This is a genomic window from Paenibacillus sp. P4_E11 (assembly GCF_056401635.1).
In genome coordinates, this window is record NZ_JBFUIX010000005.1 from 1 (window position 1) to 19,954 (window position 19,954).

Genomic DNA, 19,954 nt, shown 5'->3' on the forward strand with positions numbered 1-19,954 from the left:
CTACGATGTGTAATACGATCACAATCATTGGAGTTGATTATGAATGAATATTAGGAAGGTATGGATGTTCAGGAAAAGTGTGATGATGACATGGCTTTTATCCTATATTGTCGTGCTGTTCGTCCCAATCTTATTCAGCGCGGCTGTTTATTGGCAAACGAAGATTACATTAGAAAACCAGATCGTCCGTGGGAACGATTCGCTCATTCGTCAACTGCAGGAAGTGGTGGACAATGAGATGGAAGCGGCCAAGCGGCTGACGATGCAAATATATGCGAATGTGCGGGTGCAGGACTTATTTTATTCCAATAAATTTTATCGGGATGATTATCGCTATGAGTTGTATAAGATTGTTCAGGACTTGAGGGATTATAAAGCTTCTTACTCCATGTTCTACGAATTTTATATTTATTGGGCGACTGGAGATCTTGTCATCATGCCCAACTTGTACCGCTCTAGTGAAATGGCATTCGAGTATCTGTACAAGGGCGGTTTGCTTAGCCAGAAGGATTGGTCACAATTGGTTCGGAGCACAAGCTCTCGACAGTATTTGCTGAGTACCCTGGAGTCGGAGGGGACTCAGAAGCGCAGCTTCGTCAATCTGATTAGTTCCTTCCCGGCAGATAGCAACGATCAGCCTGTCGGATCGGTTGTAACGATGATCGATACGAAGCAACTGTTCAAGGCTATCGATAATGTGCAGCAGTTCAATGGCGGCGAGGTCATGGTGTTGAATGAGCAGAAGCAGGTGCTCGTCTCCAATGGTCCTATGGATCGATCTGCGTTTCCAATCGGCAACTTGATCGGGGATCGAGGGAGCTTCAACGAGCGCTATAAGGGAGAATGGTCACAGTTTACATACAGAAAGTCTGACAATTCCGGTCTTACCTACCTAACGGTTACACCGAGTCGAATGGTATGGAAGGAAGCTCAGTATGTCCGTAATCTGACTTATTCCAGCATCGCATTCAGTGTCATTGGCGGAGTCTTGTTAACGCTCATCTTTCTCCGACGTAATTACAAGCCGCTCGGGAAGTTGCTGCAAGCGATGGCGCTGCACGTTGGGGTATCGGTAGAGAAAGGCGCCAATGAATTTCTGTTCATCCAGAATGCGTTATCCAAGACGTTAGATGAAAAGGATCAAATCAAACTTCGAATGAAGCAGCAGCAATATCAGTTGCGCTCCAACTTCTTGACTAGAGTCATGAAAGGCAGATTGGAGAGTCAAATTCCGAATGAGGAGGCTTTTTCGGCCTTCGATTTGAGGTTTGAAGAGGAAGATTTTTGTGTAGTGCTCTTCTACTTGGAGGATAACTACAAGTTTTTTCAGCGGATGGAGGAAATGACGGTTCCTGACAAGCTGAAGCTGCTGCAATTCATTACTACAAACGTTGTGGAGGAATTGGTCGCCAAGCGAAAGCATAACGGGTATATGACAGAAATTGACGATATGATGGCTTGCCTCATCAATATGAAAGCGCTTGATCAAAATCGTATTCATGATGAGATTATCCAGATTGCGGAGGAAGCACAGCAATTCCTGAAAACTAAGTTTGAAATCGACGTGACGGTGTCAATTGGCGGACTTCATGGCTCATTTGCCGGTATAGCACAGGGGTACAAAGAAGCGTTGGATGCGATGGAATACAAGCTTGTCATGGGAAAGCGCGAGATCATCGTCTACGACCAATTGCAATTCGACAGCTTGTCGGATCTGAAGGATGGCTACTTCTTCCCGTTGCAGGTAGAGCAACAGCTTATCAATTACGTCAAGGTTGGGGATGTCGATAAAGCTCGGCGAACGCTCGACGATATTATGGACCGGAATTTCAATCGGATTACGCTATCGGTTGAGCTGACCAAGTGTCTGCTATTCGATCTGATCAGCACGTTCGTCAAGACTATTCAGGAGATTGGAGATATACAGGAAACGTTCCTTGCTAACAATCCCCGGGCAATTGAGAAGCTGGTCGCTTCCGAAACAGTGTCGGATATGCACCGCGAGCTAGGTATCATGTTGGAAGAGGTATGCCGTTACACGCTTGCCAAGAATTGCGCCAACAAGAATAGGCATAAACAAGATGAGCTTCAGCAGTTCACGCAGTCGATTATTCGCTATATTGAGAGCCACTACCAGGACACGAATCTGAACGTATCCCTGCTAGGGGAGCAGTTCAGTATGAAGGCTACGTATCTCTCCAAGCTGTTCAAGGATCAGACTGGGGAAGGCTTACCTGATGCCATTAATAAGATTCGCATTGAGAAAGCAAAGCAGCTGTTGAAGCTGGAGCGTGCTCCACTGCAAGAAGTGGCCAGCCGTTGCGGCTTCAGCGATATGAATACGTTCATGCGTACGTTTAAGAAATGGGAAGGGATTACGCCGGGCAAATATAAAGTGTTGGAATGATTTTCGACGGTTGAATTGGATATTTTGAGATGTTTAGCGATGAATTTGCGCATGATTTTGGATGTACTGACTATAGAGCCGGAAACCTCTCTATCGCATAATCAGGTGTGTAGTCCCCGACAGGGAATAAAGATTATGAGGAGGTCAATGAACGTATGAGCGCATTATCCAAAAGCTCGGTCATCGCACTGGCGACCATCATGATGAGTGGAACCGTGCTGGCTGCCTGCTCCAAGGGTACCGATACATCCAACCCGGGTACGTCGCCGGATGGTACCAAGGGAGCGGAGGCAGCAGCAACCTCCTATCCGATCAAGACTGACGCAGTGTTGACTCACTGGTACGTAGCAGGTGGAGCTCAGCTAGCTGTAACTCCAGAAGTGAGCAACTGGCCGATCTTTCAAGAGTTGGCCAAGCGGACCGGCATCAAGGAGAAATACATCTCACCAGCGGTCAATCAGCAGAAGGAGCAGTTGAATGTCATGTTCGCTTCTGGCGAGTATGCCGACATTATTGAATGGAACTGGTTGAATGATTATCCAGGTGGTCCTGAGAAGGCGATCAAAGACGGCAATATTCTCAAGCTAAATGATCTGATCGATAAATTCGCGCCGAACTTGAAGAAATATCTCAAAGAACATCCAGATGTGGACAAACAGATCAAGACGGACAATGGTTCCTATTACGCATTTCCTTTCATTCGTGGGGATGAATGGCTGAAAACGTACGGAGGACCGATTCTCCGAAAGGACTGGCTGGATGATCTGGGTTTGACTGTGCCTGAAACGATTGACGATTGGTATACGATGCTGAAGGCGTTCAAAGAAAAGAAAGGCGCCACAGCCCCACTTACATTCGGAAGCGTACCGCGGCTGTTCGATGGATTGGCTACTGGGACTATAATCGGCGCATTCGGTGTAACCCGCGGCTTCTATATGGAGAGTGGCAAAGTCAAGTTCGGTCCTGCACAACCGGGGTACAAGGAGTTCCTTGCTACAATGCGCAAATGGTATGCCGAAGGCTTATTGGACAAAGATATTGCTACGGTCGATGGCAAAATCCAGGATGCCAACATGACGTCTGGCAAATCCGGCGCAACGTACGCTCTCGCAGGCGGCGGTATCGGGAAATGGCTGGGCGCGGTTAAAGATAACCCGAAGTATAACTTGGTCGGGGCGCCATACCCGGTATTGAAGAAAGGCGACAAGCCGAAGTTCGGTCAGAAGGATTACACGGCTCCGAACGGCGGTACGTATGCCATCTCGCCTAAGAGTAAGAACCAGGAGCTTGCTGTGAAATTGTTGGATTACGGATATAGCCCAGAGGGTTCCATCTTCTTCAACTTCGGGGCTGAAGGCCTGACACATACGATGATTAACGGTTATCCGACTTACACCGACTTAATCAAGAAAGACTACTCCTTGAATCTGGGTCTATACACGCGCTCGACAGGTGGCCCGACGATTCAGGACAAACGCTATTATGAGCAGTTCGCCGCACTTCCTCAGCAGAGAGATGCCGTCACCACCTGGTTCAAGACGGATGTAGACAAATATATGCTGCCACCGGTTTCGCCAACACCGGAGGAGAGCTCAGAGATGGCCAAGATCATGACAGAGGTGAACACTCTGGTGGATGAAACGACGATCCGTATCGTGCTCGGAACCGATCCGCTTGAGGCATATGATAAATTCCTCGATCGGCTGAAATCTCTCAAGATTGATCGCGCCGTGGAAATTCAACAAGCTGCCCTGGATCGATATAACAAGCGATAAGCACGACTGTAGTAACAGGGAGGGTTACATCCCTCCCTGTTTCTTATTCAAGAAAGGAGAAACGAGATGGAAACGACGACTCGCAAGATCGGATGGAAGCAGTTTCTCCTCAAGGATTTACTGCGTAACAAGCTGCTGTATGTCATGATGATTCCGGCATTGGCTTACTATTTTATTTTCCATTACGGCCCGATGTATGGGGCTATTATCGCGTTCAAAGACTACTCCCCCAATACGGGTATCTTGAACAGCGAGTGGGTAGGCTTCGCACATTTCAAGGATTTCTTCAGCGGCTATTATTTCTGGCGTATACTCAAGAATACCGTCCTAATCAGCGTCTACACCTTGATATTCGAATTTCCAGCACCGATCATTCTGGCTCTGCTCATTAACGAACTGCGCAATAATAAGTTCAAGCGTATCGTGCAGTCGGTTACGTATATGCCTTACTTCATCTCGCTGATCGTCATATGCGGCATCGTGAAAGACTTCACGAACAGCGGCGGCATTATTAACTCAGCATTCGCGTACTTCGGGGGAGATGGCAAGACTATGCTGCAGAACCCCGATTATTTCCGCCCAATCTACATCGCTTCGGAGATCTGGCAGCGAATCGGCTGGGAGTCGATCATCTATATCGCCGCCTTGAGCGGCATCGATCAGGAGCAGTATGAAGCCGCACGCATGGATGGGGCAGGCAGATGGCGTCAAATGTGGAACATTACACTACCGGGCATATTGCCAACGATTACGATTATGCTCATTCTGCGCATGGGGAATCTGTTGAACGTAGGATTCGAGAAGATCATCCTACTGTACAATTCGTCCATTTATGATACAGCGGATGTGATTTCTTCCTACGTATACCGGAAAGGGCTGCTGGAGTTCAACTGGAGCTTCAGTACGGCTGTAGGGTTGTTCAACTCTATCATTAATTTGGCGCTGCTCATCGCAGCGAACTACATTAGCCGCAGAGTCAGCGAGAACAGCTTATGGTAGTTGTTATGAAAAGGAGGACTACAACATGGTATTGAAGCCGACACTCACCGACCGGATTGCCGATTGGATCATTATTCTGGTTCTGACTGTTCTCATGATTCTCACCGCATACCCGTTAATCTATGTGCTCCTAGCCTCTCTTAGCAACAGCGGACAGATGATTGCACATAGTGGTCTGCTCTGGAAGTCGTACGGGTTCCACTTGGACGCTTACCTGAAGGTGATCGAGAATCCGAGTATTCTTAGAGGCTATGGGAATACGCTCTTCGTCGTGATCGGAGCAATCCTTGTCAGCATGAGCGTGACCGCAATGACGGCGTATGTGCTGTCGCGCAAGCTAGTGTTCTGGAATAAAACGTTCATGTTCATTATCGTGTTCACGATGTTCTTCAGTGGTGGGCTTATCCCGTTTTATATGATCGTCAAGGGCGTCGGACTTATGAATTCCTTATGGTCGCTCATTATTCCGTTCACCTTGAATACGTTCAACATGATTATTATGCGAACGGCCTTCATGGCGATCCCCGACAGCCTGGAGGAATCGGCGAAGATCGACGGGGCGAATCATTTCACGATCTTCACCCGCATCGTTCTGCCGCTCTCACTGCCGGTGATCGCCGTTATGACGCTGTATTATGCGGTGGAGAAGTGGAATGGCTGGTTCTATGCGTCTCTCTTCCTGAAGGATCGAGCTCTATTCCCGCTGCAGCTCATATTAAGGGAAATTCTGATCTCCAACTCGACGGATGCGATGCTCGGTTCGGCCAATATGGATCAGATCGCACAAATCAGCGAGTCGATCAAGTATGCAACGATTATCGTAGCGACGTTGCCCATCCTGCTCGTGTACCCATTCGTGCAAAAGTATTTTGTCAAAGGGGTCATGGTTGGTGCTTTGAAAGGGTGAACGTAAGATTCGTCGCGTCCGCCGCTATAAGATCTGATAATATGCTAAGTATACCGGATGGAATGATGAGCGCCTTCTATACTCGATTTGCTACAGTTAGGATGAACTTACAATCGATTGACGGAGGCGACTTTTCATGCAAAGTAATACGAGCTTGCTAACACCAGAGGATACAGCCTATTATAGGGATAACGGATATTTGTTGTACAAAAAGCCGCTCTTCTCTGAACAAAAGTTGAGTCGCCTGACGGATATCTTCGAGGAGCAACTGGCGCTGAAGGGCAAGAAGCTGTCAGATGAGCTGGATACCCCGCACTTTCGCGATGAGCGATTGCTGGAGTTTCTGTTGGCGGATGAGGTGTTGGATCTGGTGGAGCCCATTCTGGGGCCGAATATCGGATTATGGTCGAGTCACTTCATCTGCAAGGATCCGGTCGTAGGGCGCGCCACGCCCTGGCACGAGGATTCCGCTTACTGGAAAGGTCGGATTAGCAGTTTCGACAGCATCGTAACCGTGTGGCTGGCCATCGACCGCAGCAATCAAGAGAATGGCTGCATGCGCGTCATTCCGGGCACTCATAACAACGGATTCTCTGAATATGAAGCTGTGGACAAAAGCAATAACCTGTTCAACTCGCAAGTGAAAAATATCGATGATTCACAAGCCGTATACTTCGAGCTGGAACGTGGCGAATGCTCGTTGCACGACAGTCGGATCATACATGGAGCGAAGGCCAATACAAGCGATTATCGCAGGTGCGGGTATACGATGCGCTATTTCTCAACAGAAGCGCGTGTCATTCCAGAGAAGAATCCGACTCATAAGGTGTGGCTGGCCCGTGGACGAGATGTAGCAGGGAGTCCATTCGAGAACGTATAACGACCTAGGAGTCTGTTCGAGATTCACCGAATTGCATTCGTCGGACAGACTCAAAGTAAGCGGAAGGGGAACTGTCGATGGTGCGGGAGAAAACGGTGCAGCCGACGCGGTTATTGAATGAGCAGTATATGGAGCTTAACCGGTCGTTCAATATATTCGTGCAAAAGCTGCAGGAGCCGTCTCCGCTTCATTGGCACGAGTTCTATGAGATGTGTGTCATTGTAGGGGGGAGCGGAACGAACATCGTGAACGGGGTGTCCTACGCCCTCTCCAGAGGCAGCTTGTTCCTGCTTACTCCTGCTGATTTCCACGAGGTATACCCTGATCCTGGTGCTGAGATGCACATTTATAATGTGATATTCTCGGAAGAGATGCTAGTGGGCGATTTGCGCGAGCTGTTGCTTGATGGGAATGCAAGCCGGATGCTTGAGCTGGATGAGGAAACGCTGCAGTGGGTGGAGAAGGAGTACCAGATTATCGATCGAGAGGTACGGGAGCTCAGAACCGGCCAGCGGCTGATGGTGAAAGGAGCGCTTGAGCGCATTCTGATCGAACTGCTGCGACAGCGGGAGCTCGGTTCGGATAACCGGAGTTTCCCGGGGGGAGCAGCTTCGGCATCAGGTCATATCGCCGTTGCAAGTGCCCTGCTCTACATTCAGCATCACTTCCGTGAGCCTTTGAGCCTGAAAGACGCCGCCCGCGAAGCTAGTCTAGCCCCGGGCTACTTCAGCTATTGCTTCCGGCAGACGACAGGCACCACGTTCCAGCATTACCTGCAGAATCTGCGAGTTGAATTTGCAGCCGCGCTGCTGCTAGCCTCACGACGGCCCATCACGGATATTTGCTTCGCCTCAGGCTTCCATACCCTCACCCACTTCGAGCGGGTGTTCAAGAGCAAATACGGTTGTTCCCCTCGTCAATACCAGCAGCAAGGACGACGAGAGGCGAAGGAATGATCAGCCGCTTGCCCTGTCTTCCTTTTGACGGAATTATATATTCCGAAATGCGCTGAAAGCGTTATAATAGAAGGATGATCATGTGCAACAAGCTCAATGAGGGAAGGGTTGATGTCAGATGCTGTATACCGGACTAGTATCCGTGACGTTTCGTCAATTGACACCGCAGCAAATTATTTCACTTGTAGTCGAGTCTGGTCTGGATGCGATCGAGTGGGGCGGGGACATCCATGTGCCCCCAGGGAATGTGAAGACAGCTAATGAGGTAAGAGAGCTGACGGCTGCCGCTGGCCTGAAGGTGGCTTCCTATGGGTCGTATTACCGCGTGGGGAGTCATACGAACTTTGCCGACGTGTTGGAATCGGCTGTGGCGCTAGGCGCTCCGATTATCCGCGTCTGGGCGGGCGACAAGGGCTCTGAGGCCGCAGACGAATCCTGGTGGGAGACGGTCATTCAAGACACACGGGCCATTGCTGAGCAAGCTGCAGCTGTAGGTATTCGGATCGGTTTCGAATTCCACGGGCATACGTTGACCGATACGCTGGAGTCGGCGCTTCGGCTTATGCGTGGAGTTGACCATCCTAACGCCTTCATCTATTGGCAGCCGCTCCCTACGATTAATACGGACGAGTATTTGCCTGGTATCGCTGCGCTGACTCCTTGGCTGGCTAACATTCACGCGTATTGGATTACACCGGGCTTGCGCTATCCACTGGAGGAAGGCGAGCAAGCTTGGTTGAGTTACTTGGAGGCGCTGCCGCCAAGTGATAAGCGATATGTGATGTTGGAGTTCGTGAAGGATGACGCGCCACAGCAGTTCCTACAGGACGCGGCCGTACTCAAGCGAATAGTCGCGAAGGTGAATGCGGCGAAATAATGTGGCTACATGTAAGAACCCCCGTCCAGGTGTTGGAATGGGGGTTTCTTGTATAGGTTGCTATTCTAATGTGAGGTGTTGCTTGGCAGGTGCAGTTTCAGCACTTACCTCGGCCAACACTCGCTCGATTGCACTGTATACCCGTTCTTTTTGCAGCGGCTTGGCAATGAAATCTCGGGCACCACTTGCGATTGCATCTATAACGGCTTGCTGGTGCGACATAGCCGAGCAGATGATAATCTTAGCTGTTGGATCGAGTATGCGTATTTGCCGCATCGCGGTAATGCCGTCCATATCGGGCATCGTTATATCCATCGTAACTAAGTCTGGCCGTGATTTACTGTACATTTGGATCGCTTCCTCGCCGCTCGCCGCCTCCGCAACGACGTCATATCCGAATTCGCGAAGCATTTGACTTAATATCGCCCTCATGAAAGCGGCATCGTCTACAATCATTATTTTCGCCACGGGATTACACCCTTTCGCAGTTACTCGCTTATCCCTTCTATACCAATCTATTAAAGCCAACGCTTTCTTAGAACGAGTATTTGGGCGCGATGCAAAAAGGATGTGGGCTTAACCGAAGAACGGTTTCCATAGATTCATAGACCCGATGAAGTCGGGGATGTTTTGTCGTCCTCGCTCAGTTCCAATACTTTGCGAACGGTGTTCTGTACGCGTTCTTTCTGTACGGGCTTGGTAATAAAATCCATTGCACCCCAATAAATAGCTTCAATCACCACCGGCTGCTGAGACATCGTGGAGCATATGATCACTTTGGCCTGTGGATTGATCGCTTTGATCTTGCGCAGAGCAGTAATCCCGTCCATAAGCGGCATCGTAATGTCCATGGTGACGAGATCAGGCAGCATCTCCTTGTACTTAATGACCGCTTCTTCCCCGTTGACGGCTTCTGCTACTACACTGCAGCCGATCTCACAAACGATATCTCTTAATATGGTTCTCATGAATGTGGCATCGTCTACGATCATTACAGTGTGCATGTTGATCACCTTTTCCCACGGCTGTGAAATCGTCCGGAGTTACTATTAAGTACTTACTTACTATATTAGGGGGTCGATCACCGGATTGAGAAGTTACTCACGGCACCTTTTCTTTGTTGAAGTATAGGACTTATGGCATAGATGCTCAATAACGGGGTTGAAAAATGTCGTTTAGCCCTTTTTGTTTTTGTACCTCACAATCGTCGTTCCTATGTTAAAATAAAGGAAACAAACGACTCAATCAAGGAGGAGGGGGTAGCATGGAACCAACACTAGTGGATCGATTTGGCCGAGTGCATGACTACTTGCGTATTTCCGTCACAGATCGATGCAACCTCCGGTGTGTGTACTGCATGCCGGCAGAAGGTATGGAATTCGAGCCGGACGACCGCATCTTGACGTTCGACGAGATTACCGAAGTTGTGGGTGTATTGGCTCGGCTTGGCGTGCGGAAGCTGCGCATTACGGGCGGAGAGCCGCTTGTCCGCAAAAACCTTGAAACGTTAATCGCCAGGCTATCCGCTATTCCAGGGATCGAGGATATTGCATTGACGACGAACGGAATCTTTCTCGCACCTAAGGCGGCAAGACTCAAGGAAGCGGGTGTAACCCGGGTGAACATCAGCCTGGACTCTCTGCGTGCGGATCGGTTCGCGACCATTACTCGCGGTGGGGATATTAACAAAGTGCTAGCTGCGATTGAGGAATCCGTACGGGTCGGATTTCAGCCGATCAAGCTTAATGTCGTGCTGATGAAGGGCGTGAACGATGATGAAATCGCCGACTTCCTGAAGCTAACGATGGAGCGCGACTTGACGGTGCGCTTTATTGAATACATGCCAATCGGACACGAGGACGACGGTTGGCGAAATAAGTATGTACCGCTATCTACGGTATTGGATGTATGTACGGCGAACGGCTGGGAAACAGCTCCCTTCGGCGACGTGTATGGCAACGGACCTAGCCGCAACTATCGTATTGAAGGAGCTAAGGGCACATTCGGGCTTATTCATCCGGTGAGCGACCATTTCTGCGAAACGTGCAACCGACTGCGGTTGACAGCAGATGGCAACATCAAGCCTTGCTTGTATTGGACGGACGAATTTAATGTGCGGACGTATATAGGCGATACAGCCGGGATGGAGCAAATGTTCTTCCGTGCGTTGGATGTGAAGCCGCTCAACCACGAGATGGCGCAAGCGTTGTCGCAGGAAGCTCAGTCCCATACCCCGACTGTTCGGCGCATGTCGCAGATCGGCGGGTGAGCCGTGAATCGCCACATACCGAGTAGAACAGCGGTATCCGTTCTGGAGGCGCGGAGGCGGATCGCCGCGCATGTGCCGGCCGGGCTTGCCGTCGAGCACGTACCGCTGCTCGACAGCTTGGGCCGCCGGCTGGCGTACGACGTGTGCGCGGACCAGCCGGTCCCGCACTTCCGTCGCTCCGGCGTCGACGGCTACGCCGTGCGCGCGCGCGACACCGCCGGCGCGGAACCCGGACGTCCCGCTGAGCTGGACGTCACGGAAACGATCGCTTGCGGCCATGTGCCGCAAGCGCCTATCGGCGCGGGTCAAGCCGCGCGCATTATGACCGGCGCCCCTGTGCCGGAAGGGGCGGATGCGGTCATCATGCTGGAGATGACCGATGCCTTGCCCCCTGCGGCGGCTCAGGCACCGCAGGGCGGCCGCGTGCGCCTCGGCAAGCCGGTGGCGCCGGGCGCCAACGTCACGCCGGCCGGCCACGAGGCGGCGGTCGGCGAGCGGCTGCTCGCCGCTGGCACGCGCATCGGCGCTGGCGCGGTCGCCGTGCTCGCGGCGCTCGGCCATGCCCGCGTCGCCGTGTGGCGGCGACCGCGTGTGGCCGTGCTCGCGACCGGCGCGGAGCTGATGCCGGTCGCGACGCCTTCGCCGCTCGCGGAGGGCCGCATCCGCGACAGCAACTCGGCGATGCTCGCCGCGCTGGCGCTGTCGGCCGGAGCCGAGGCGGAGCTGCTGTGCGCCGTGTCCGATCGGCTGGAAGACGTCCTTCCGATCATTCGGCAGGCGCTCACCTCGGGTGAATACGATGCCGTCATTACGAGCGGAGGCGTTTCCGTCGGCGACTATGATGTAATGGTCGAACTGTTCCAGCAATGGGAAGGTACATTGCTGTTCAATAAAGTACAGATGCGCCCAGGCAGTCCAACCACTGTCGGGGTTTGGAACGACCGTCTGTTGTTCGCGCTGTCAGGCAACCCAGGTGCATGTATGGTAGGCTTCGAGCTGATGGTTCGTCCCGCGCTCCTGCGCATGCAAGGCGGGGACGTTATCGATGGTGTTCGACCGATCCAGGCGATTCTGGAGGGCGATGCGATCAAGGGTATCGCCTATGAGCGATTCGTCAGGGGGCAGCTTCGAGTCGTTGCGGGCACCCTCTATGTATGTCCCGCGGGCGGGAACAAATCGAGTGACCTGCTCTCGCTGAAGGATGCACAATATCTCATTGTAGTGCCGCCAGGCGGAGAAGGTATTCATCCAGGCAGTCTTGTTGATGTACTGGCAATGGGAGGCAGCGGTATTAATCTTTAGCGTACTTCTGCCGCTTATGTCGCCTTGCATCGCGTCCGTCGTAATTCACGCTGCTCGTGAATCAAACATGCCCAGCACCTCATGGCGCTGGGCATGCTCTTCAGGCTGCGACATATGAAGGCGAGATTAGAAACAGCAGCCCTCTAAAACGATGACCAACAGGATGAATAGTACCAGAATTATGCCAATCATTGTGTGGAATCCACCAACAACTCCCATGCAAGCATCCCCCTTTCGAGTCTTGATAGTCCAGCATATGCCGCTTTTGCCTAAGAGACTGGACATTAGCCCTGTGCAGGCGCCCGGATTTGCTGACAAATCCAAAAGGCTCGGCCATTCCCGCAAGGGAACGCCGAGCTTTTACATGCATGAAAGTATAAGTTTCGGGAGATACATAGCCGATGATGCCATTTTTGTTACAGACCTGCAGGCAACTGGAATTGACTAGGACAACACTTCGACGGTTTCGTCTTTTTGTGAAAGATAACTCCATTAATTGGTCATCTAGGTATACAAATTAAGTTGTGCCGTGAATTTTTACTTATTATGGGAAAGAGGGTTAGGGTATGGATGAAATTCGTATTTTACGACAAGACGAAATGGATGAAAGCCTGGATTTATCAAGCTTTGCCTTCCAATATGAGCTGACGCTGGAGGAACGAGCCGAGAGAAAGGCGTATTCGAAGCCCGAAACGATCTGGGGATACTTCGTGGATGGCAAGATGGCCGCCAAGATGACGATCCATCCAATGCATACGTATATCAATGGACGGAAGCTGGCTATGGGCGGTGTGGCGAGCGTAGCGACATGGCCTGAATTTCGGCGGAAGGGGATGGTGGGTCAATTATTATCGAACGGACTGAAGGTGATGAAGGACCAGGGCCAGACGATTTCCTTCTTGCATCCATTCTCTATTCCGTTCTATAGGAAGTTCGGCTGGGAGCTGTATACCGATTATGTTCAATATGAGTTGAACGTTTCGCATCTGCCAGTTGGAGTACCAGCATCGGGCTCTGTGGAGCGGGTGGCTCGGGATTGGACCTTGTTACACGATCTGTACAGTTCGTATGCTTCGCGGTATAACGGCATGTTGGTGAGGGACGAGCATTGGTGGAATCAGTCAGTGTTCAAGAGGAAGGCGGGCCGGGCGGTCGTCTATAAGAATGAGGAAGGACATGCAGCCGGTTACTTGCTATACGAAGTCAAGAACAAACACTTGAAGGTGGGCGAATTCGTAGCGCTGGATATGGATGCCTGGTATGGTCTCTGGAAATTCATCGGTAATCATGATTCGATGTTCGAGCAGCTTACAGTTCAAACCCCTGTGGACGACCCACTCTCTTTTTTGCTGCACAACCCTAGAGTCAAGCAAGAGACGGAGCCGTATTTCATGGCCCGGATTGTTGATGTTCCCGCATTTCTGACGCAGTATGCGTTTGTCGCACCTGGAGAGAGTGAGCGGTTTATGTTGCTTGTTGAAGATGGACAGGCGGAGTGGAATAATGGCCGTTTCGACGTTCACGTTCTGAGCGCTGGGACGGTACAAGTAGCTGGGGCAGATTATGGTGAAGTGGAGGAGGGGGCGCGATCATCCGCCGAGGTTCGTTGTGACATTCGGGCGTTGACCGCTATGCTGATGGGTTATAAGCGGCCTGGTGAGCTGCAACGGTTCGGACTTCTAATTGCTGACGAGCAGACAGTTGCGATGCTGGAGCGGCTCATTCCTCGAAGCTCGACCTATTTGTCCGATTATTTCTAGTTATTCTTAGTTGTGGGCTGGGGATTACGGCTGTTGCAGAAATCGTTGCAAGTTATGCTTGTTCACAAAATCACTCAGATCAACTTGAGCTTGGAAAAGATGCGGCTTACTCTTATCGTCAATCAGCAATAACGTGGGATGGTTGACTGTGGCCCGGCTGATTATAACGAATAGTACTGCCGCGTGATCTTGCATCCATTTATTCTGCACAAACAGCGGAGGGTCCAGGGCGATGCCCACGATGATACCTTCTTTAGGCTCGGGATTCACGCTCGTGACGATATCAGAGATGGAGCCGATCCAGTTCAGCGCTTCCCGACGAATGTCAGGCGAGTTGTCGAACTTGTCTACGACTCGGCCTTTCGACACATCGAATACTTCCACTTGGGCAGGTTGAGCATGAACGGTCAGAACTCGGGAGGTGTATAGGGTGAGGGCCATTACGATGATCAAACTTACGAGTAGTCGAGTGGCAAATCGGGTGCCTGGTATGGTCATGGCGATGCCCCTTTTGGAGAGAATGGAAGATACTTTGGACTAGCTTGTACTGTCTGGGTTATTTTATGCGTTGAGCTGCCGATGTTCCGGTGTTAGAGACGATTAATAGACTTGTCCAGTTGATGGAAGAAGCTCTACAATAAGCTTAATAAGCTACCCGAACAGCTAGCGACGGTGCCATGTGCCGCTCTTCTGGTAGGGAGCGTGACAAACATCGGGAGGCTTCTTGTATGGGATACAAAGTAGCGATTATCGGAGCGGGGAACATATCCAGCGGACATTTGCAGGCCATTGCGGGGATGGCAGAGCTGGAATTTGCGGGTGTGGCCGATGTCGTTCTGGAGCGGGCGGTAGCCGCTGCCGAGAAGTACGGGACGAAAGCCTATCAAGACTATAAGGAAATGGTGCTGGAGCAGAAGCCGGACATCGTCGTAAACACTTTGCCGCCATTCCTGCACCGGGAAGTGTCGGTCTGGTGTGCGGAGCAAGGCTGTCATTTGTTATTGGAGAAGCCGATGGCTCCTACACTCGAAGACTGCAACGCTATTATGGAAGCGGCAGCACGTCATCATGTGAAGCTGCTTGTCGGACATACGATACATTATATCCATGATAATATCGTGGCGAAGTCGATCATTGAATCCAAGCAGCTGGGCGATCTGATTATGATTACCGATTCCCGGCACTTGACCTACTATCAGCCGAATCGGCCAACATGGTGCTATTGGAAAGCACAAGCGGGTGGCGGGATCTTCACGAACTTGGGCACGCATTCCATCGACCGTGTGCAGTGGATTACCGGTAGTCCGATCGTGAAGGTGAAAGCATCATTCTCTTATGGGTTTCCGATTGGCGATGTGGAGTCCAGTGGAATTGCTTATGTGGAGACGGCCTCTGGTGTAGCAGCCACGATCTCACAAAGCGGTCATGGCGGCGTAAACCGGAATGAAGCGGAGTTTCTGTTCACAGGCGGCATGATGAAACTCGCTACAGGTGCCGGACTGTGGCTGAGCCAGAATGGACAATACGAGCCGGTGGAGATGGCGGGTGCGGTTAATTCGTTCGTCTTACAGTTCCAGGATTTGATTGGAGCGATTGCGAGCGGCAATGAGCCGGGATGTTCTGGCGAATATGCGCGCAGCGTCGTCAACGTGGTCAATACGATGTATGAGTCGCACCGCGTAGGTAGTGAGTTAGCTATAGAAGTATAATCGGCCCGGAGGCCGCGCTGAGAGAGCTGCAGCGCGGCTTTTGAGATTGTCAATTCATTGTGGACCTAGGAGTGGGAAGTGAAAAAGAGGACCCTGGCGAGTTTTGGCTTGAACCTCCATACTGCGAAAGCCCTTATATAATCAAGGGAGGCAAACAAGATGTTTGAAACCCGGGGCCCCCACAAAGTACTCGGAAATACTACAGAGCTTCGCTTCACTTTGTGGGGATGACTAAGGGTCCTTTTCACTTGGAACGGCCGATTATGCTACATTTAGGAATGAATCGACGGTTTAGCTATTACAAGTTCTCCAAGTACGCAAGAACCGCCTTCGCTTGCTCACCGCCGGCTTTGGCATGCTGAAGCAGCGGGATCGTATGCGGTCCCTTGGCCTGCAGCAGCGCCGGATCGTTATCCAGATAAGCCTTCACGATGTTCAGCTTCCCCAGCATAGCGGCTGCGAATACATCCATTCTTGCACCCTTCTCCAGTAAATAGACAGCGATGTCTGTTCTCCCCGTATGCGCCGCTGCACCAAGTCCGGTCTCCCAGTCACCGCCACCCCAGTCCCAGCTTGCGTTCACTAAGCCGGGTTCTTGCTCCAGCAACAGCTGCACCTTCACGAAATCTCCATGCGCATGATAAACGAATTCTTTGACGAGTTCTGGGTTCAATGTTTCGGCCATTATTAATGCTCCTCTCCTTCTAACAAGCTAATCATCTCTTGATTTCCCTTCTGCTCCGCATAGCTGGCAGGGGTTAGTCCATCTGTATTAAGAATAGTTGGATTCGCTCCGTGCTCCAGTAGCAGCTTGGCCGCGGCCAAGCGGTTGAAATGAACGGCGACGTGCAGCGGAGTAAACCCGGAACGGATCGAGCCTTGGCAAGCCGCGTTCACATTTGCTCCGCTGGATACAAGCAAGCTGACAATGCTCTCATGATTGCCTGCGATAGAAGCGTGAAGCGCCGTATTGTTCAGCTTGCCGTCTTGGCTAAGCTGATTGATATCGGCTCCCGCGTTGAGCAGAACCCGTACCGTCTCTTCATTGCCGAAGAATGCGGCCAATCCAAGCAGGGAGTACCCATCCGCATTAAGGACACCGATTAGCTGAGGCTTATGGTGCAGTAGCTCCTTCAACCGCTCTGTAGCTCCAACGGCAGCCGCCTCGTACAGATTCAGCTCCGGTCCTCGCTCCAGCAGCAAGTCCTTAACTTCATGGGCATGATAGTAGGCAGAGAGAAGGACGGCGGTTTGTCCTTCTTCATTATTAGCGTGCACGAGTCCGGAATCTTTACTGAGCAATTGCTTTACTCGCTCCGCATTCTTGGTCTTCACCGCATCTAGCATTTCGTTCTTCAAGCTCTGCACGGTCTTGGCCAAATCCTTGGCACGCAGCAGCAGATCCTCCGACGATTGCACCCCCACGGCAATCAACTGAGAGGCGGCCTCGGAGCGACTTTGCGCTAAGCCGGCTTCAACTAACAGATCTACGGCCGATAGATCCGTGTCGTTCAAGCGCACGACAAGCACCGTTTGTCTGGGGTTCTTTTTCCTGCTCATGGTAGAAGCCTCGCTAAATCATGTAGTGTAATATTTATTACATTATTACGTTACCATAATATGCCTATATGCGCAATATCCCTCTGTGAAAACGGTAACAACTAGCCTCAACTCCAACTTGTTCAGATGTGCCCATCTCAGGCCTTGCTTGAACGTACCGCGGGGTGGGCTCGTCCACTCGACCAAGGTCCAGTACAGAAACCGTCGGTGGTCCGTTTTAGACAATTGCGATATGACCTAGAATAAAGACATGAACAACACGCAAACAACGAAAGGCGGTGAGTACGATGAAAATCAATCGGAATACAGGATGGGCGCTGTTCCTGATCGTCTGTGGAGGTCTGATCCTGATCGGCAAGCTGGGATTCGGCTTAGGGCATCTACTGGGGTACTTGTTCCCAATTGCCATGATCGGGCTAGGTTACATCGGCATCCGGAACGGCAGTAAATTTTGGGGATGGGCGATTCTGGTCATTGGGTTGCTAGCTCTTCTCGGCAAGTTCTCAGGTCTGTTCGCCATCATCATAGCAGCCGGGTTGATCGGGTACGGTGTCACCCTACTCAAGCGAAGTCCGAACGTCAACTAGTGTCAGATTCGATTAAATGGAAAAAGTCTTAAGGGAGGTAACCTATCGATGAGCCTGATGAAGCGGGTGAGAGACATTACAGTTGCTACGCTGAATGAGAAGCTGGAGCATGCGGAAGATCCGGTTCGATTGATCGACCAATACTTAACCGCTCAAAAGCAGCAAATTCAAGAATCCGAACGACTGTACCAACAAATGATGGTGCACGCTCAGACGATTCGCAGTCAAGTGATGACGGCGGAGCAAATGAAAGACAAGCGCGAACAGCAAGCGATGTTGGCTTTGAAGGCTGGCGAAGAGCAAGTGGCGAAGTTAGCTTTACAAGAGAAGATGCAGCATGAAGAAACGTACGAACGGTACGCCGGACTATACGAACAGAGCAAGCTATCGATCGTAGAGCTGGAGGAGCGTCTCGTCCAACTGAAGAAAGACTTCGACGAAGTGCTCAGCAAGCGCCATTACTACATGACTCGTCTGCAGTCGGTACGGTTGCAGCAGCAGATGAATGCCCGCATGAGCGGGATGAGCGAAGGAACTGGAGGCCGAGCCTTCACCCGTCTCGAGGAACGTATCTCGGACATGGAATTCGAAGCTCGTTCCTTACGGGATGTCCGGCAGATGGGCCGTGAGCTATCGCAAGCAGGTACTGCCGTTCAGCAAGTGTTGGAGCGCGAGATGCAAAACCTGCGGAACAAGCTCGAGAAGGAAGGTTGGTTGAAATGAGCAAGAAGCTATATCGTTCCCAGAGAGACAGGAAGGTACTCGGATTGTGCGGAGGCCTGTCGGATATGCTAGGCGTGGATGCTACGTTGCTGCGACTGGTCGTCGTAGTAACGACGTTCTTCACAGGGGGCGCTCTTATCGCGATCTACTTCATCGCAGCCTTGATTATCCCGAAGGAGCCCACATTCAACTCTCCGATGATGAGCGGTTGGAACGAGTATGGCACAGCTGGGGCACCGATGTCAGCGGGTATGTCTGGCTACGGTCAAGGTACCATGTTCGGTAGCAACACCATGAAGAGTACGTACCCTGCGAATAACATGTCATCCTTTTCCAAAGTCCCGCCAGCCGAGCAATCGCGTTTGGATGATGTCATGCAAGATATCGAGAAGAAGGCCATGTGGAAAGAAATTCAGGAATTGAAAACTAAACTGTCTAACTATGAGAAGGGAGAAGTGTAAAAAATGGGAGTATTCAAACGGATTAAAGATATGACGAAGGCGTCGGTAAATGAGTTGTTGGATAAGGTGGAAGACCCGATCATGATGTTGAACCAGTACATTCGTGATATGGAGGAAGAGATCGCTCAAGCTGAAGTGACGGTTGCCCGTCAAATCGCCAATGAGCGCAAGCTGCAAGAACGTCTGAACGAGGCAGTTCGCATGAGCGCCGATCGGGAAGGTAGAGCGGGAGAAGCTCTGAAGAACGGGCAGGAGGCAAGCGCACGTCAAGCCTTGGAAGAGAAGCTGTATTACGATCAGAAGATTGTCGAATATAGTGACATGCATGTGCAGTCCAAAGGTCAGGCCGATGAATTGTTGCAACAATTGCATGACATGAAGGATGAGTTCTACAAGATGCGCAACAAGCGCAACGAGCTCGTTACCCGTGCTCAATTGGCGAATGCCAAGAAACAGATGGCCCAAGTCAGCTACTCGAACACGATCGAGAGCGGCAGTGCTTCCCGCGGCTTCCACCGCATGGAAGAGAAGATTATGCAGATGGAAGTAGAAGCGGAAATCACCCGCAAGCCATTCATCCCATCGTCTGCTCTGAGCGCAGCACCTACATTAGACTTCGCGAAGCAGGAGAAGGTCGATCAGCAATTGGCCTTGTTGAAAGCGAAACTGCAGCCTGAAGCACCGCTCGCAGCACCTCTTGCTACATCGATTCCAGTCGAATCGAATGCCGTAAGCGCTGCTGCAGCCGAGTAAGCTGCAAACAAAAGCTTGGAAGGCGTTAA

The 19,954-nt window shown here is 51.3% G+C and carries 20 protein-coding genes; 15 read left to right on the forward strand and 5 right to left on the reverse strand.

The features are described 5' to 3' along the window. Positions 1 to 43 precede the first annotated feature (43 nt). From AC1DWB_RS03515 to AC1DWB_RS03545, 7 genes are all read left to right on the forward strand, one after another. Positions 44 to 2,407 carry a helix-turn-helix domain-containing protein gene (locus AC1DWB_RS03515; protein WP_477539645.1) on the forward strand — a complete coding sequence of 788 codons (2,364 nt, stop codon included), beginning with the start codon at positions 44 to 46 and terminating at the stop codon, positions 2,405 to 2,407. Between the two features lie 155 nt (positions 2,408 to 2,562). After that, entirely contained in the window at positions 2,563 to 4,182 is a 1,620-nt protein-coding gene (locus tag AC1DWB_RS03520; RefSeq protein WP_477539646.1) for an extracellular solute-binding protein, read from the forward strand. Positions 4,183 to 4,248: 66 nt separating this feature from the next. Beyond that, the gene (locus tag AC1DWB_RS03525) at positions 4,249 to 5,181 is read left to right on the forward strand and encodes an ABC transporter permease (protein WP_477539647.1); all 933 of its coding nucleotides are present in this window, start codon (positions 4,249 to 4,251) and stop codon (positions 5,179 to 5,181) included. Between the two features lie 25 nt (positions 5,182 to 5,206). After that, positions 5,207 to 6,088: a carbohydrate ABC transporter permease gene (locus tag AC1DWB_RS03530; protein ID WP_477539648.1), complete on the forward strand. Its 882-nt coding sequence runs from the start codon at positions 5,207 to 5,209 to the stop codon at positions 6,086 to 6,088. Between the two features lie 136 nt (positions 6,089 to 6,224). Beyond that, a complete protein-coding gene (locus AC1DWB_RS03535; protein ID WP_477539649.1) occupies positions 6,225 to 6,968 on the forward strand; it encodes a phytanoyl-CoA dioxygenase family protein in 744 nt (247 codons plus the stop codon). A gap of 77 nt (positions 6,969 to 7,045) precedes the next feature. Beyond that, on the forward strand, positions 7,046 to 7,924 hold the full coding sequence (locus AC1DWB_RS03540; protein WP_477539650.1) for a helix-turn-helix domain-containing protein: 879 nt from the start codon (positions 7,046 to 7,048) through the stop codon (positions 7,922 to 7,924). Positions 7,925 to 8,042: 118 nt separating this feature from the next. Continuing rightward, positions 8,043 to 8,801 (forward strand): sugar phosphate isomerase/epimerase family protein, encoded by a 759-nt coding sequence (locus tag AC1DWB_RS03545; protein ID WP_477539651.1) that lies wholly within the window; start codon positions 8,043 to 8,045, stop codon positions 8,799 to 8,801. Positions 8,802 to 8,861: 60 nt separating this feature from the next. Here the strand turns inward: AC1DWB_RS03545 and AC1DWB_RS03550 are convergent, their stop codons facing one another. Further along, on the reverse strand, positions 8,862 to 9,269 hold the full coding sequence (locus AC1DWB_RS03550) for a response regulator (RefSeq protein ID WP_477539652.1): 408 nt from the start codon (positions 9,267 to 9,269) through the stop codon (positions 8,862 to 8,864). 134 nt (positions 9,270 to 9,403) lie between these two features. Continuing rightward, positions 9,404 to 9,805, reverse strand: a complete 402-nt coding sequence (locus AC1DWB_RS03555) for a response regulator (protein WP_477539653.1) — start codon at positions 9,803 to 9,805, stop codon at positions 9,404 to 9,406. 260 nt (positions 9,806 to 10,065) lie between these two features. Here AC1DWB_RS03555 and moaA point away from each other — a divergent pair, with 260 nt between their 5' ends. The 3 genes from moaA to AC1DWB_RS03570 all read left to right on the forward strand — a co-directional run bounded on the left by moaA (position 10,066) and on the right by AC1DWB_RS03570 (position 14,132). After that, positions 10,066 to 11,070: a GTP 3',8-cyclase MoaA gene (gene moaA / locus AC1DWB_RS03560; protein WP_477539654.1), complete on the forward strand. Its 1,005-nt coding sequence runs from the start codon at positions 10,066 to 10,068 to the stop codon at positions 11,068 to 11,070. 3 nt (positions 11,071 to 11,073) lie between these two features. Next, positions 11,074 to 12,372, forward strand: coding sequence for a molybdopterin molybdotransferase MoeA (locus tag AC1DWB_RS03565; protein ID WP_477539655.1), 1,299 nt, complete (start codon positions 11,074 to 11,076; stop codon positions 12,370 to 12,372). A gap of 566 nt (positions 12,373 to 12,938) precedes the next feature. Beyond that, entirely contained in the window at positions 12,939 to 14,132 is a 1,194-nt protein-coding gene (locus AC1DWB_RS03570) for a GNAT family N-acetyltransferase (protein WP_477539656.1), read from the forward strand. Between the two features lie 24 nt (positions 14,133 to 14,156). Here the strand turns inward: AC1DWB_RS03570 and AC1DWB_RS03575 are convergent, their stop codons facing one another. After that, positions 14,157 to 14,630, reverse strand: a complete 474-nt coding sequence (locus tag AC1DWB_RS03575; RefSeq protein ID WP_477539657.1) for a hypothetical protein — start codon at positions 14,628 to 14,630, stop codon at positions 14,157 to 14,159. Between the two features lie 230 nt (positions 14,631 to 14,860). On the opposite strand from AC1DWB_RS03575, the gene AC1DWB_RS03580 reads away from it, so the two are divergent. After that, the gene (locus tag AC1DWB_RS03580) at positions 14,861 to 15,841 is read left to right on the forward strand and encodes a Gfo/Idh/MocA family protein (protein WP_477539658.1); all 981 of its coding nucleotides are present in this window, start codon (positions 14,861 to 14,863) and stop codon (positions 15,839 to 15,841) included. A gap of 298 nt (positions 15,842 to 16,139) precedes the next feature. Here AC1DWB_RS03580 and AC1DWB_RS03585 read toward each other — a convergent pair whose 3' ends face one another. Further along, positions 16,140 to 16,526 carry an ankyrin repeat domain-containing protein gene (locus tag AC1DWB_RS03585; RefSeq protein WP_477539659.1) on the reverse strand — a complete coding sequence of 129 codons (387 nt, stop codon included), beginning with the start codon at positions 16,524 to 16,526 and terminating at the stop codon, positions 16,140 to 16,142. A 2-nt stretch (positions 16,527 to 16,528) separates the two neighbouring features. Beyond that, positions 16,529 to 17,401 (reverse strand): ankyrin repeat domain-containing protein, encoded by an 873-nt coding sequence (locus tag AC1DWB_RS03590; protein WP_477539660.1) that lies wholly within the window; start codon positions 17,399 to 17,401, stop codon positions 16,529 to 16,531. A gap of 287 nt (positions 17,402 to 17,688) precedes the next feature. Between AC1DWB_RS03590 and AC1DWB_RS03595 the strand changes: the two genes are divergently transcribed. From AC1DWB_RS03595 to AC1DWB_RS03610, 4 genes are read left to right on the forward strand one after another with little or no spacing between them, the layout of a single operon-like run. Beyond that, a complete protein-coding gene (locus tag AC1DWB_RS03595) occupies positions 17,689 to 17,988 on the forward strand; it encodes a LiaF transmembrane domain-containing protein (protein WP_477539661.1) in 300 nt (99 codons plus the stop codon). Between the two features lie 48 nt (positions 17,989 to 18,036). Continuing rightward, on the forward strand, positions 18,037 to 18,711 hold the full coding sequence (locus AC1DWB_RS03600; RefSeq protein WP_477539662.1) for a PspA/IM30 family protein: 675 nt from the start codon (positions 18,037 to 18,039) through the stop codon (positions 18,709 to 18,711). Next, the gene (locus AC1DWB_RS03605; RefSeq protein WP_477539663.1) at positions 18,708 to 19,172 is read left to right on the forward strand and encodes a PspC domain-containing protein; all 465 of its coding nucleotides are present in this window, start codon (positions 18,708 to 18,710) and stop codon (positions 19,170 to 19,172) included. The genes AC1DWB_RS03600 and AC1DWB_RS03605 overlap by 4 nt, the downstream gene beginning before the upstream one ends. Positions 19,173 to 19,175: 3 nt before the next feature. After that, the gene (locus AC1DWB_RS03610; RefSeq protein WP_477539664.1) at positions 19,176 to 19,925 is read left to right on the forward strand and encodes a PspA/IM30 family protein; all 750 of its coding nucleotides are present in this window, start codon (positions 19,176 to 19,178) and stop codon (positions 19,923 to 19,925) included. Positions 19,926 to 19,954: the final 29 nt, after the last annotated feature.